The 14,188-nt window shown below is 69.1% G+C and carries 10 protein-coding genes and 1 pseudogene; 2 read left to right on the forward strand and 9 right to left on the reverse strand.

Annotated elements, in window-relative coordinates:
• The 9 genes and pseudogenes from TSO5_RS12800 to TSO5_RS12840 form a co-directional block, all read right to left on the reverse strand.
• A pseudogene (locus TSO5_RS12800) lies at nucleotides 1-300 on the reverse strand (DUF1513 domain-containing protein); the annotation flags it as partial.
• 2 nt (nucleotides 301-302) lie between these two features.
• Nucleotides 303-1,418 carry an imelysin family protein gene (locus tag TSO5_RS12805; RefSeq protein ID WP_109151964.1) on the reverse strand — a complete coding sequence of 372 codons (1,116 nt, stop codon included), beginning with the start codon at nucleotides 1,416-1,418 and terminating at the stop codon, nucleotides 303-305.
• Nucleotides 1,419-1,481: 63 nt separating this feature from the next.
• A complete protein-coding gene (locus TSO5_RS12810; RefSeq protein ID WP_247870732.1) occupies nucleotides 1,482-2,747 on the reverse strand; it encodes a di-heme oxidoredictase family protein in 1,266 nt (421 codons plus the stop codon).
• Between the two features lie 199 nt (nucleotides 2,748-2,946).
• A complete protein-coding gene (locus tag TSO5_RS12815) occupies nucleotides 2,947-4,431 on the reverse strand; it encodes a multicopper oxidase family protein (RefSeq protein WP_109151965.1) in 1,485 nt (494 codons plus the stop codon).
• A gap of 155 nt (nucleotides 4,432-4,586) precedes the next feature.
• A complete protein-coding gene (locus tag TSO5_RS12820; RefSeq protein ID WP_109151966.1) occupies nucleotides 4,587-5,861 on the reverse strand; it encodes an imelysin family protein in 1,275 nt (424 codons plus the stop codon).
• Between the two features lie 157 nt (nucleotides 5,862-6,018).
• Nucleotides 6,019-7,176 carry an aminotransferase class I/II-fold pyridoxal phosphate-dependent enzyme gene (locus tag TSO5_RS12825; protein ID WP_109151967.1) on the reverse strand — a complete coding sequence of 386 codons (1,158 nt, stop codon included), beginning with the start codon at nucleotides 7,174-7,176 and terminating at the stop codon, nucleotides 6,019-6,021.
• 108 nt (nucleotides 7,177-7,284) lie between these two features.
• Nucleotides 7,285-8,367: an AbrB family transcriptional regulator gene (locus TSO5_RS12830; protein ID WP_247870733.1), complete on the reverse strand. Its 1,083-nt coding sequence runs from the start codon at nucleotides 8,365-8,367 to the stop codon at nucleotides 7,285-7,287.
• Between the two features lie 101 nt (nucleotides 8,368-8,468).
• Entirely contained in the window at nucleotides 8,469-9,830 is a 1,362-nt protein-coding gene (locus TSO5_RS12835; RefSeq protein ID WP_109151969.1) for a globin-coupled sensor protein, read from the reverse strand.
• A 185-nt stretch (nucleotides 9,831-10,015) separates the two neighbouring features.
• Entirely contained in the window at nucleotides 10,016-10,633 is a 618-nt protein-coding gene (locus TSO5_RS12840; protein WP_109152014.1) for a TetR/AcrR family transcriptional regulator, read from the reverse strand.
• A gap of 224 nt (nucleotides 10,634-10,857) precedes the next feature.
• Here TSO5_RS12840 and TSO5_RS12845 point away from each other — a divergent pair, with 224 nt between their 5' ends.
• Together TSO5_RS12845 and TSO5_RS12850 are read left to right on the forward strand one after the other, a co-directional pair.
• Entirely contained in the window at nucleotides 10,858-12,426 is a 1,569-nt protein-coding gene (locus TSO5_RS12845; RefSeq protein WP_109151970.1) for a fatty acyl-CoA synthetase, read from the forward strand.
• A complete protein-coding gene (locus TSO5_RS12850) occupies nucleotides 12,423-14,183 on the forward strand; it encodes an acyl-CoA dehydrogenase (protein WP_109151971.1) in 1,761 nt (586 codons plus the stop codon). Before TSO5_RS12845 ends, TSO5_RS12850 begins: the two co-directional genes overlap by 4 nt.
• Nucleotides 14,184-14,188: the final 5 nt, after the last annotated feature.

A 14,188-nucleotide genomic window follows, 5' to 3' on the forward strand; every position in this document is an offset into this window, starting at 1 on the left:
GGGCCGGGGGGCGAAGACGCCCGCCTCCGCCACGCCGGGACGCGGCATGATGGCATGGGCGCGGCCGGGCGTGGCGGTGGTGAACAGCACCTTGCCGCCGCGATCCAGCGCCGCGACGCCGAAGCTCGGCTCCGCCCCGGCGGTGGCGTAGGCGTTGAGATAGAGCGTGCCGGCGTCAGCCGCATGGGCCTTGCCGGTCAGCACAGCCAGCAGCCCGCCGATGATGCGCCCACCCATTGCGCGTCCACCAAGAACCGGCCCGGCAAGCACGCCCAGGATGTTCCTGCGGTCCATCGCCATGGTCAGTCTCCGTCCAGTTCGTTGAAGCCCAGCGTGATGTCCAGCAGCGGGGCCAGCGTGCCCAGCATCTCCACCCGCGCCGCCTTGACCAGCCGCAGCGCGCTCTCCGTCTTCTTGCGCGTGGCGGGGTCGGTCACCGCCTTGTCCAGCGGACCGGGGATCGCCTCCACGGCGCTGATCGCGGCGGCGAAGCTCTCGTCGATGGCCTGCTTGGCGGTGGCGCCGTCGTCATTGGCCGGCAGCAGCGAGACGAAGCCCGGCCCGCCATGCTCGCCCATCAGCAGGGCGCGCAGGCCCTCCAGGTTCAGCGCAATGTTGCGGAGCGACCGGCCGCTACGCAGCGCCTCCACCACCAACGGCTTGGCGTCCTCGATGCTGCCGCCGAGCGGCGCCATCAGTTTCTGGTCGATCACCACCTGCATGGCGGTGATGGCGGCGGAATAGAGCGTGTTGACCGCTTCGGAGGCGGTCGGGCCGAGGACGGTCGGCTGGCCGGCGGCGAGCGGCGCCTCCAGCTCCTTCCAGCCGTCGCGCGCTTCGGTCGCGATGGCGGCGATGTTGCGGGCGGCGGCGACGGCCAACTGGCCGCGATACAGCTTGGCGTCGCTGCCGGTGAAGTTGTCCGCGGTCACGCCCTCGTCGAACAGCAGCCGTTCCAGCACGGTCAGCCCCTGCACCGCAGCGCTCTGGCGGGCGAGCGCACCCGGTTGCAGCAGCTTCGGGTCATGGTCGCGCAGGATCTGGCCGATCTGGCGCTGGACCACGCCGGGTCGCTCCGGCCAGAAGGACATGCGGTCGGCGCGCAGGTTCATGGTCAGGGGACCCGGCCGCAGATGCTGCACGGACGCCCAGGCATCGGTGACCTTGGTGTGGGCCGCGCGCGCCTCCTCCAGTCCGGAGGCGGAAGGCGCGGCGGCGAAGCGGCCGAGCGTGTCGACATAGCCATTGGCGGCAGCGACCAGCGCGTCGAAGCGCGGCAGGGCATGGGTGCGGACCATGCCGCCCAGGAAGGCGGCGTCCTTGTCGGACTGGCGGGCGGCGAAGGCCGGGGTCCGCGGCAGCAGAGCCGCCATGGCGGCGGCAGCGGACATCAGTCCAAGCACTATGCGGCGTCGCATACGATCAAATCCCTTCTGCCGTTGATTCTGCCGTTGGTGTGGATCGAAGCCCCCGCCCTTCCTTTACAAACCCAGCACATAACGCACCAGCCGTTTCCGCTCCCCGCCGGGCAGGGTCATGAAGCGGTCCTTCGCCCCTTCCGCCTCGCCGCCGTGCCACAGGATCGCTTCGGCGACGCTGCGGGCGCGCCCGTCATGCAGGAGCGACAGTTGCCCGTCCTTGGCCGCCAGCCGGTTCAGGCCCCACAGCGGCGTGGTGCGCCAGTCCGACCCGCGTGCCTCACCCATCGGCAACTCGTCCCCCAAGGCGGGGCCGAGGTCGTGCAGAAGCATGTCGCTGTGTGGGAAGATCTCGCGGTTGGAAAGGGCAGGGTGAGCCGGGTCCTCCGCCGTGCGCCAGGACGGGCGATGGCAGGCGGCGCAGCCGGTGTCGGCGAACAGCTTGGTCCCCGCCTTGTCCTTCGGCGCCTCCAGGCTGCCGTCGGGCGGCAGGTCGCGCAAATAGCCGTCGATCAGGCCGATGATCGTGCTGGGAATCTCCAGCCCTTCGAACTGTTTGGAATCGCCATGCGGGGCCTCGCGGCAGGCGGTCTGCGCCGGGGTGCAGTCACCCCAGGGATCGCGATAGGCCGGGGTCGACATGCCGATGTCGAGGCTGAAGGCCTCCGCATCCTGATGGTCCAGGGTGGGGTGCATCGCCTTCCAGCCGAAACGGCCGACCTGACGCTTGCCGTCCACCGTCACGTGGTTCACCCGTCCGACGATGGGACCGCCTGACGCTTGCTGCCGCGCGGCTTCGGCCTCGATGGCTTCGGCCGGGATGCGGTCGAGCAGGCCCATGCCGTGGACACGCGGCGGCACGCGGGCGGACATCACCGTCGCTTCGGCCAACGGGCCATAGCCGAGATCCTCGACCACCGGCGTCGGGTGGCGCAGGCGGACGGTCTCGCCGTCGGGGAAGCGCACCTCCTCCTCGCGGTAGGTGACGCGGGGACGGCCTTCGATCACCTGTCCGAGGGTGGCGTTGGACTGGATCTGCCGGCCATAGACCGGGTCGCCGTTCAGCTTGATCGCATAGCCGATGCCCTGGTCGCCCTCCACCGCCGGATCGGGCGGCCGGCCGCCGCCGGCGCGCGGGTGGCAGGTGGCGCAGGAGCGGGCGTTGTAGAGCGGTCCCAGACCGTCCGCCGCCTGGGTCGCGGTGGGCGCCGCCACCCACATGCGGCGGAACAGCGCCTCGCCGATGCGGTTGTCGAGGCTGTCGGCGGCCTGGGCGGTCGGGGCGACGAGGAGGAGCAGGGCGGCAACAGTCGCAGCGCGCAGCGACATACCCTCTCCCCCTCGGGGAGAGGGGGGGGACCCGCGCCGCAGGCGCGGGGAGGGTGAGGGGGCCGGCGCGCCATCGCGCGCCGCCAAGGGGCATTCTGCCACTTGGCAATCCCCTGGCATGGGCTGGCGCCCATGCTGCCCCCTCACCCTGACCCTCTCCCCGGGGGGGAGAGGGGATTTCAGGTGCGTAAGTCGTGAATCAAGCAACGCGGATGTATCCCATCATGCCGGTGTCCTGGTGTTCGATGATGTGGCAGTGGAACATCCAGTCGCCGGGATTGTCGGCCTTGATCGCCACGCGCAGCCGTTCCTTCGGTTCCAGCAGCACCGTGTCGGCGTGGTGGGGCACCACCTGTCGGCCGTCGGAGGACAGCACCTTGAAGGTGTAGCCGTGGATGTGGATCGGGTGCAGGTGCGGCGTCAGGTTGGCCAGCTCGAAGATGTAGCTGCGGCCCTTTTCCAGCGTGACCAGCGGCGGCGGCAGATGTTCGTGCCCGCCCTCCGGCCAACTCTGCTGGTTGATCGCCCAGAAGGTCTTCGCCGACAGGCACAGCGCGTCGGCATAGGGCAGGCCGGGCAATACCGCCGGGTCGAAGCTCTGCGCTACCGCGGTGGCGGAGAAGGCCATCGGGATGATCGGCGCGTCCTTCAGGTCCGGCTCGGGAATGGCGGAGGCGGGCAGGGCCCGCGGCTTGAAGCGCTTGTTCGGACGGGTGGGACCGACGGCGCGGAAGGTGGCGAGCGGCCGGGGCTCGGCCGAATAGACGTTGGTCAGCCGCAGGGTCTGGCCCGCCTTGGCCGGAGCGCGGAACAGCACATCGATGCGCATCGCCGGCCCCATCGGCCAGCCGTCCAGCGGACGCGGCGGCAGCGGGTTGCCGTCGACGGCGATGATCCAGGCCTCCGCCCCCTCCACCCGCAGATCGACCACGCGGGTGCTGTCGATGTTGTAGAGGCGGGCGCGGATGTCGCCGTTGGTGGGAACCTCGATCACCGGATCGATGGCGCCGTTGACGGTGGACACGCTGCCGAAGGTGCCGGCGCGTGAGGCGCCGCGGTCGGTCATGAAGGTGCCGAATTTGCCGGTCTTGTCCAGCTGCCAGTCCTTGACCAGACAGACGAGGTCCGCATCGAATTTCGGTGCGTCCGGCTCCTCGACGATCAGGACGCCGGCAAGGCCGCGACCCAGCAGCTCCACCGTGTTGCAATGGGGATGGAAGAAGAAGGACCCGGCATCCGGCGGGGTGAACTCGTAGACATGGCGCTCGCCCGGCTTGGTCGGCGGCTGGGTCAGGTAGGGCACGCCGTCTTCCAGATTCGGCAGTCGGATGCCGTGCCAATGGACGGAGGTGTGCTCGTCCAGTTCGTTCACCAGGGTGGCGCGCAGCCGCTGGCCCTTGCGCATGCGGATGATTGGGCCGGGGAAGTGGTCGGCATAGGTGATGAGCGGCGACGGTTCCGCCGGTTCGGGCAGGATGCGCTGCATCCGCTGTTTGGCGACCAGTTCGACCTCGACCAGATCGCCGGCCGAGGTGACGGGCGCCGGGCCGGCAAGGCCGGGCTTCAGCGCGCCGGCATCGGGAGCCTTCAATCCAGTTCCGCCGAGCGCCATCGCCGCGACGGCGGCACCTCCGGCACGCAGGAGGGCGCGGCGGGACAGCGGAACGGCGAGACGATGCGGCATGACGGCGGTCCAAAAACTTCAGGCGGGAAGAGAGCCGGCTCCGGCCCCGCCTCCGCTCCCTGCCTGATCGGCCCGGAAGGGAAGCGCGGGTGGTTCGATCATGCGCGGGACGGCGCGGGACCGGAGCCGGGATAAGCGTGTTTACCTGTCGAGGCTTACTTGCCGACCTTCGACGGATCGTCGAGGCTGTCGGACCCCTTGACATCGACCGAGACGCCGAGGGCAGCGACGGCGCCTTCCAGCGCCTTCTTCTGGGCGACCAGACCGTCGATGCCGTTGGCGACCAGCTTGTTGCCCTCGTCGTTGTCGGCGGCGATCATCTGGTCGTAGGCCATCTTGCCGCTGTCGGCGGTGTCCTTGATCGCCTGCATCGCCTTCATGGTGTTGCCCATGGCGGTCTTCACCGCGGCGTCGGCGTCGGCGGACTTGGCGGCGACCAGCTGCGACAGCGAGGCGCCCGACACGGTCTTGCCGTCGGTGCGCTTGTAGCTGCCGTTGTAGACGTTCACCATGCCGACTTCGTCGTAATAGTGCGAGTTGTGGGTGTTGTCGGAGAAGCAGTCATGCTCCTCCTCCGGGTCGTGCAGCATCAGGCCGAGCTTCATGCGCTCGCCGGCCAGTTCGCCGTAGCTCAGCGACCCGAGGCCGGTCAGCATGCGGGCGACGCCCTCGCCCTCCGGCGCCTTGGCGATGGAGACGCGGGCCTTGCCCTTGGTGGCCCAATCGGCGGTCATCTCGGACAGGTCGTCCACCAGCATCTGGGTGGCGACCTTCAGGTACTGGGCGCGGCGGTCGCAGTGGCCGTTGGTGCAGTCCTTGCCCTTGGCATAGTCGGTGGCCTTGCGCTCGCCGGCGCCCGGACCGGTGCCGTGCAGGTCCTGGCCCCACAGCAGGAACTCGATGGCATGGTAACCGGTGGCGACGTTCGCCTCGACCTTGCCGGCCTCGTGCAGCTTGTCGGCCAGCAGGTCCTTGGTGATCTTGGTGGCGTCGATGGTCTTGCCGCCGGCCGTGATCTTCGGGTTGGCGATGACATTCGCCTTGGCGTAGGGGTTGCTCTCGCCGCCGGCATAGCCCTCGTCAACGTAGTCGATCAGGCCCTCGTCCAGCGGCCAGGCATTCACCTTGCCCTCCCACTCGTCGACGACCGGGTTGCCGAAGCGGAAGGCTTCCGTCTGCATGTACGGAACGCGGGCAGCCTTCCAGGCCTCGCGCGCCTTCGCCAGCGTTTCCTCGGTCGGGTTGGCGACCAGGGCGTCCACCGCCTTCTTCAGCGCCTTGGCGCCGTCAGTCGCGTCCTGATAGGCGGCATGGGCGATGTCGGCGTAATTCTTCGCCACGTCCTTGTAGGCCGGTCCGGCCGCCTGGGCGGCGAACGGCAGCAGGGCAACGACGGCTACGGCGGCGAAGCCGGCAGCGCGCTTCGACATGGAGGTCTCCTCGAACGTCGGTGGTCGGTAATGACAGCAAGTGCGACTTATTCTCAGCGAATAACGTCGCGAATCATTCTCACTGTCAAGCCCTATCCGCGTTGGGGGTACTCGGAAAAGCGCATGCCGCCGGTGCCGCCTCGATCTGTCCCGGCGCTTAGCCCTGGCCGAGTGATTGGCCGAGCGCCTGATCCAGGTCGTCGTAAAGATCCTCGGGCGACTCCAGGCCGACCGACAGGCGCAGCAGGTCGCCCGGCACGGGGGAGGTCGGGCCTTCGATGCTGGCGCGATGCTCGATCAGGCTCTCGACCCCGCCGAGCGAGGTGGCGCGACGCCAGATGCCGACGCGGGCGGCGGTGTCGATGGCGGCCTGGGTGCCGCCCCTCACCCGGATGGACAGCATGCCGCCATAGCCGCCGGTCATCTGGCGGGAGGCGATGCCGTGGCCGTGGAAGCCGGGCAGGCCGGGATAGAGCACCTCCGACACCCGCGGATGGGCGGTCAGCCGCTCCGCCAGCGACATCGCCGCGGCGCTCTGCCAGCGGACGCGGGCGAACAGAGTGCGCAGGCCGCGCTGCAGAAGCCACGCCTCGAAGCTGCCGAGGATGCCGCCCTGCTGGGTCTGCACCGCCTTGATGCGGCCCCAGAACTCGTCCTTGCGGGCGGCGGTCAGGGTGCCTGCGACGACGTCCGAGTGGCCGTTCAGGTATTTGGTCGCCGAATGCATGACGATGTCGGCGCCCAGTTCGATCGGCCGGGTCAGCACCGGCGTGGCGACCGTGCTGTCCACCGCCAGCCACGCCCCGGCCTCGTGCGCCAGTTCGGCGACGGCGGCGATGTCGGTGACGGTCCACAGCGGGTTGGCCGGGGTCTCCACCCAGACCAGCCGCGTCTGGCCGGGACGGAGCGCCGCGCGCACCGCGTCCGTATCGCTGGTGTCCACCCCTTCGACCTTCAGCCCCCAACGGGTGGCGGGTCCATGCACCCAATTGCGGAAGGCCCAGTACATCACGTCGGGCACCAGCACATGGTCGCCCGGATCCAACGCCTGGAACACGGCGGTCGCCGCCGCCATGCCGGATGCGAACAGCAGGGTGTCCGCGCCCTTTTCCAGTTCGGTGATCGTCCGCGCCGGAATGTCGAAGGTCGGGTTGTCGGCGCGGGCATAGACCCGGCCGCGGTCATAGCCGTTGTCGGGGTCGCGGACATAGGTGGTGGACGGGTGGATCGGCGGAATGACCGCGCCGCTGGCCGCGTCCTCGAAGCCCAGGGCGCCGGCAGCGATGGTTTCGGGACGGTGGGGACGGTCGGTCATTGCCGGGGCACTCCGGTATCTGGCATGGAGGGGGGAAATCAGGATACGCCCCGGAGCGGAGCCGGCGCAACGCCCCGTCCCGGGATTCCGCCTTTCATCCCAAACGGTTCAGGCGTACCGCGCGATCAGCCGGGCGAGCGGCGGGCCGGACAGCACCACCACGAACAGCCGCAAGGTCTGCAGCGCCAGCACCAGCGGCAAATCCACCCCGCTTCCCAGCGCGATCACCACCACGGAATCGAGCCCGCCCGGGCTGGTGGCGAGGAAGGCGGTCAGCGGATCGGTTGGCAACAGCGTGACCAGCACCCAGGCCGACAGGCTGCACAGAGCGATCATCAGCCCGGTCGACAGCAGCATCTGCGGCACGGCGCGCATCGCGTGGCGCAGCACCTCGCGGGTGAAGCGCAGGCCGATGCTCCAGCCAATGACGGTGTAGGTGACGGTCAGCAGCAGGTGCGGCAGCTGCAGGGTCACCCCGGCGCCGGCCTGGACCAGCGCGCCCAGCACCATCGGCACCAGAAGCGCGCCCGAGGGAATCCGGAAGCGCTGCCCGATCCAGCCGCCCACACCCGCGACCAGCAGCGTCGCCGCCAGCCCACGCAGGTCCAGCGCCTCCACCGGTGCCACCGGCAGGGCGCCGCCGTCCGGAGCCGCGGTCAGCGCGTGCGTGACCAGCGAGGCGCTGAGCACCACCAGCACCACGCGCAGATACTGCATCACCGCCACCAGCCGCGCGTCCGCCCCGTATTCCCCGGCCATGGCGACCATGGCGGCGGCCGCACCCGGCGACACGCCCCAGGCGGCGGTGGTTCCGGGCAGGCTGCCGTAGCGGACGAACAGCCAGCCGACGATGCCGCTGACCACCACCGTCAGCCCGACGGTTCCCAGCATCAGCGGCCAGTTCCGCGCGATGGACAGCAGGATCGACGAGGTGACGGCGTGGGCGACGAGGCAGCCGATGATCGCCTGCGCCATGGTGAAGCCCGAGGGCGGCACCCGGATGGAGGCTCCGCCGACGCCGAGCGCGATGGCGCCGATCATCGGCCCGATCAACCAGGCCGCCGGCAGCCCGACCGCCTCCAGTCCCAACGTCACCGCCGCCGACAGGGCGAGCAGGCCCGCCCATTGCGCCACCGTTCGCGCGCGGAGCTTCGGCCAGCCCCCTTCCGCCCCGTCCCTTGTCCCGACCACGAACTCTTACCTGTGCGAATGATTTGCGTCCCCGGCATGCTGCCTGCCGCCGGCCTTGCCCGTCCAGCAGGCGAACGGGCGCGGCAGCCATGCGCGGCGGATCAGCGAGCGGTGCGGATGCGGGTCAGGAAATCGCCGACGCCGCGGTTCAGGTCGTCCGCCTGCCGGTGCAGCAGACCGGCGGCGGCCAGCACCTCCTGCGCGATGCCGCCGGTCTCCGACGAGGATTGCGTCACCTGACCGATGGAGTCGGTGACCCGGCGGGTGCCGACCGCAACCTCCTGCACGTTCCGGGTGATTTCCTGGGTGGCGGCGGTCTGCTGTTCCACCGTGGCGGCGACGGTGGTGACGATCTCGTTGATGTGAGTGATGGTGCGGCCGACAGCGTGGATCGCCTCGGCGGCATTGCCGGCGGCGCTCTGCATGCCGGCGATCTGGCTGGAGATGTCCTCCGTCGCCTTGGCGGTCTGGTTGGCGAGGTGCTTCACCTCGTTGGCGACGACGGCGAAGCCCTTGCCCGCCTCGCCGGCCCGCGCCGCTTCGATGGTGGCGTTCAGGGCCAGGAGGTTGGTCTGGCTGGCGATGTTGCTGATCAGCTTGACCACGTCGCCGATGCGCTTGGCCTCTTCGACCAGCCCGCTGACGGTGCTCTTCGTCCGCTCCGCCTCGTCGACGGCGGAGGAGGAGATGCGGGACGATTCGGTGACGTGGCGGCTGATGTCGGAGATGGAGATCGAGAGCTGTTCGGTCGCCGCGGCCACCGTCTGCATGCTGGACGAGGTGACTTCGGTTTCCGACGCCACGTCGGAGGAACGGCGGCTGGTGCTGGTGGCGATTTCCGACATTCGCTGGGCATGGGCCTGCATCTGGTTGGAGGCGGCGACCGTGCCCTCCACGATGCCCTTCACGCTGTCCTCGAACGTGCCGGCGAGCCGGTCGAGCGTGGCGCGCTTGCTCTCTTCCTCCGCCTCCCGATAGGTCTCAAGAAGCAACTCGATGTCGAACCACGCGATCTTGTTGAGCGTTTCCAGCTGGGCGGCGCGGGTGCGGCGGGCGGCGGCGCCGAACAGGTTGGCGGCCAGACCATCGTCGCCACCGGTGAGGCCGAGCTCGCGGGCGATGTTGGAACTGACGACGTAATGGCAGATCGACACCGCATAGGCCGGAACGCCGTTCCGATAGAACAGGGTCGCGAGCCGCTTCGCGGAGTCGGCGAACTCGGCATCGATCCGGCCGGACGCGGCCCGCGTCCAGTGATCCGTCCGGGCGGCGTGCACGTCGGGGCGCTTCAGCGCCGCCTGGATTTCCGGCCAAGCGTCGAAATGCCGGTGCCATTGCTCGAGAAGCGCGGGCAGCCGCCGCTCCGCAAACTCGCGGTTCCCCCGGAGCCGGGCCAGATCGTCATCGGTGATGGAGAAGGTGGCAAGTCGCTTCGCCTGCGCATCTGTCAGCTTGACGGTCATGATTTTGGACGATCCTCGGTTCCGGTGCCTCTTTAGGATCGTTTTACGTAAGCGAGGCCGTTCCGGATTGGCGGCAAGCGGCCGCGGATGGCCCCTTTTTCTTCATACCCAGATATGCGTAGGAAAGAGTGCAGCGGCCGATCATAGACGGGCGACCGCCCATGAGCCCGCGCACCTTCGGCCTATCATGCGGGTCGCGGGCGCAGGCCGTTCAGCAGAAGGGCGATGGACTGGCGGGAAATCTCCGCCGGGTCCAAATCGCCGTCCGGGCGGTACCAGCGCGCGACCCAGCTGAGCGCGCCCGACAGGGTGAAGGCGGCGATCTTCGGATCGCAGGGAGCGATGCTGCCCTCGGCGATGCCGCGCTCGATCAGGCTGCGGAATTTCAGGTCGATGCTGCGCTTCAGGCCACGCAGGGTGCGGCGGCTTTCCTCGGTCAGCGGCTCCTCGCCGACGCGGATCACGCACATGCCGAAATCCATGGTGACGATGCCGACATAGGTGGTCATCACCGCCACCAGCTCGTCATAGGCGCTGCCGCCATGACCGATCACTTCGCTCGATGCGCTGTCGAGCAGTTCCAGCCCGATCCGCACGCACTCGAACAGGATCTCCTCCTTGTTCTTCACATAGTAATAGATCGTCGGCTTGGTGACGTTCAGCCGGCGGGCGATGTCGTCCAGCGAGGTGGCGTGATAGCCAAGCTCGTTGAACGCCTGCGCCGCGGTTCGCAGCACGGCGATCCGCTTTTCCTCGCGCTCGCTGCGGCGGTCGGCGGCGGTCTTCCATGGCGACTCCGACATGCGGCGTTGGCTCCCTTCGATCATTGTCCTGCGTTCCTGCCCATCGCTTTCCCACTTGCCGGTGCCTATGTCCAGGGGCAGCGTTCATCCGTTCGTTCAGCAAACTTGTTTCCGTTCCTACTTTCAAGTAACTTAGGTTCCAGTCAGTAAAAAAGAAATCCGGCCGCGCCCGTGCATCGGTGAGCGGCGCCGGTCGCGAAAACCTGAAAACCGGGAGGACACGCATGCCTATGGACGTTGCGAACAACGCGATCGCCGCGGCGCGCGGTATCAGCATCGGCGGTGCTCTGGCACGGGCGGCGCGGCGGCATGGCGGCCGTATCGCGCTCCGCTATGAAGGCCGCGAATGGAGCTTCACCGACCTGCACCGTGCCGCGAAGCGGGTGGCGAGGCGGTTCACGGACATGGGCCTGAAGCGGGGAGACCGGGTGGCGGCCTTCGGGCGCAATTCCGACGCCTATGTCGTGGCGTGGCTCGGCTGCGCGATCGGCGGCTTCATCCATGTGCCGGTCAATTACGCCCTGACGGGGGAAGAGCTGTCCTACATCCTGACGCAGTCCGGCGTGCGGATGGTGCTGCACGACGCCGATCTGGCTGGCCCTCTGGCCGATGCCGGTGACGCGGCTCGGCTGGAATGGACCGGGACGCTGGCGGCCGGCAGCGGTGAGCTGGACGTTCTGTCCATCGCGCAGGATGCGGGCGCATCGGCGGACATCGAGGTGGTGGTGGATGCCGACACGGTGGTTCAGCTTCTCTACACCTCCGGAACCACCGCGGCGCCGAAAGGCGCGATGATGACCCACGGCAGCCTGCTGGCGGAGTATGAAAGCGCCATCCATAATTGCCGCTTCGCCGAAAGCGACCGCGCATTGGCGGCGCTGCCGCTCTACCATTCGGCGCAGATGCACGTCTTCCTGATGCCGCAGCTGATGGTCGGCGCCACCACGTTGCTGATCCAGACCCCGGCGCTGAAGCAGTGCCTGGAGTTGATCGCGGCGCACCGCATCACCTCCTTCTTCGCGCCGCCCACGGTGTGGGTCGGGCTGCTGCGCCATCCCGATTTCGACGCGTATGATCTGGGATCGCTGGAAAAGCTCTATTACGGCGCCTCGATCATGCCGGTTCCGGTGCTGCAGGAGCTTCGCCAGCGCCTGCCCAACGCCCGCGCCTTCAACTGCTATGGCCAGAGCGAGATCGGCCCGCTCGCCACCGTTCTGGCGCCGGAGGAGCATGAGGAGCGTCCCGCCTCCGCTGGCAGCCCGGTGCTGAATGTCGAGACGCGGGTGGTCGATCTGGAGATGAACGACGTGCCGCCGGGCACCCATGGCGAGATCGTCCACCGCTCCCCCCAGCTGATGGTCGGCTACTGGGACAAGGAGCGTGAGACGGAGGAGGCGTTCCAGGGTGGCTGGTTCCATTCCGGCGACGTCGGCTATCTGGACGAGGCCGGCTATCTCTACATCGTCGACCGGATCAAGGACGTCATCAACACCGGCGGCGTGGTGGTCGCCAGCCGCGAGGTGGAGGAGGCGATCTACACCCACCCCGCCGTCGCCGAGGTCGCGGTGGTGGCTCTGCCCGACCCGAAATGGATCGAGGCGGTGACCGCCTTCGTCGTGCTGCGCAGCGGACAGAGCGTCGATGCCGAGGGGCTGATCGCCCATTGCCGCGGCCATCTGGCGCCCTTCAAGCTGCCCAAGCAGGTGCATTTCGTCGACAGCCTGCCGCGCAACACCGCCGGCAAGCTGCTGAAGCGCGAGCTCCGCCGATCCTACAGCGAGACCGCCGCATGAGCGCGTATGAACCGCCGCTGCAATCGGTCCGCTTCCTCGTCAACGAGGTGCTGAAGGCTCCCGAGGCGCTTGCCGCAGCGGGTTGGGAAGACGCGACGCCGGATGTGTTCGACGCGGTGCTGGCGCAGGCCGGGCGGCTGGCGGTGGACGTGCTGCTGCCGCTCGACCGTTCCGGCGATGAGGAGGGCGCGCGGGTCGAGGAGGACGGCGTGCGCATGCCGGCCGGCTTCCATGAGGCGTGGCGCCATTGGCGCGAGGGCGGCTGGAACGGGCTGGCCGGCGACCCGGCCTATGGCGGGCAGGGGATGCCGGCGCTGCTCGACACGCTGGTGACGGAGATGGTGTGCGCGGCGAACCTCGCCTTCAGCATCACCCCCGGCCTGACCCAGGGCGCCATCCGGGCGCTCGCCGCCCATGGCGACGCGGCGGTGAAGGAACGCTGCCTGCCGCCGATGCTGGCCGGCGACTGGACCGGCGCCATGGCGCTGACCGAACCGCAGGCCGGCACCGACCTGGGCCTGCTGCGCACGCGAGCGGAGCCGGTGGGCGATGGCACCTACAGGCTGGCGGGGCAGAAGATGTTCATCTCCTCGGCCGACCATGACCTGACCGGGAACCTCGTGCATCTGGTGCTGGCCCGCCTGCCCGACGCGCCGCCGGGCACCCGCGGCATCAGCCTGTTCGTCGTGCCGAAGCGCCTGTCCGACGGAGCCCGCAACGGCTGGTCGGTGCTGTCGGTCGAACGTAAGATGGGGTTGCACGCCTCGCCCACCTGCGTGGTGTCCTATGAGGGTGCCGTCGGCTGGATGGTGGGGGAGCCGCACCGCGGCCTCGCCGCCATGTTCACGATGATGAACCACGAACGGCTGTTCGTCGGCATCCAGGGCATCGGGGTGGGGGAACGCGCGGCGCAGGCGGCTTTGACCTATGCCCGCGAGCGCGTGCAGGGCAGGGCGCCCGGCGGCGATGAAGGCAAACCGATCCTGCATCATCCCGACGTGCGGCGGATGGTTCTGACCGCCCGTGTGCTGACCGATGCCGGACGGGCGCTTGCCGGATGGGTGGCGCTGTGGCTCGACCGCGCCGCCAAGGATCCGTCGCTGGCGGAAGAGGCGGAGGATTGGGCGGCCCTGCTGACCCCGGTGGTGAAGGCTGCCGGCACCGATTTCGGCTTCGAGGTGGCGGTGCTGGCCCAGCAGGTGATGGGCGGCCACGGCTACATCCGCGACAATGGCGTCGAGCAGCTGGTCCGCGACGTGCGGGCGACGCAGATCTATGAAGGCACCAACGGCGTCCAGGCGCTCGACCTCGTGCAGCGCAAGCTGGGCCTGCATGGCGGCCGACCGCTGACGCGGATGCTGGACGCGGTGGAGGATGCCGCGGCGACGCTGGCCGACGACCCTGTGACCCGGGAACTGGCGGAGCCCCTGCGGAGCGCTGCAGACCGGTTGCGCGGCCTCGCCGACTGGCTGCGGCAGGAGGGGCGCGACCCGCGCGATGGGGCGGCCGGGGCGACCGACCTGCTGCGGCTGACGGCGCTGGTCGCCTATGGCTGGATGTGGGGGCTGACCGCCTCCGCCGCGATCGGGCGACCGGCAGGTTATGATCCGGCATTCCTCGATGCCCGCATCGGGTTGGCGCGTTTCTTCATGACCCGGCTGCTACCCGAAACCGCCATGCTGGAGGCACGCATCCGCAGCGGCTATGCCGGGTTGGATGCGGGACTGTCCGACCGGCTGGGGGGCATCGAAGGATAGCGATC

The sequence above is a fragment of the Azospirillum sp. TSO5 genome, from assembly GCF_003116065.1.
In the GTDB taxonomy this organism is placed as follows: Bacteria; Pseudomonadota; Alphaproteobacteria; order Azospirillales; family Azospirillaceae; genus Azospirillum.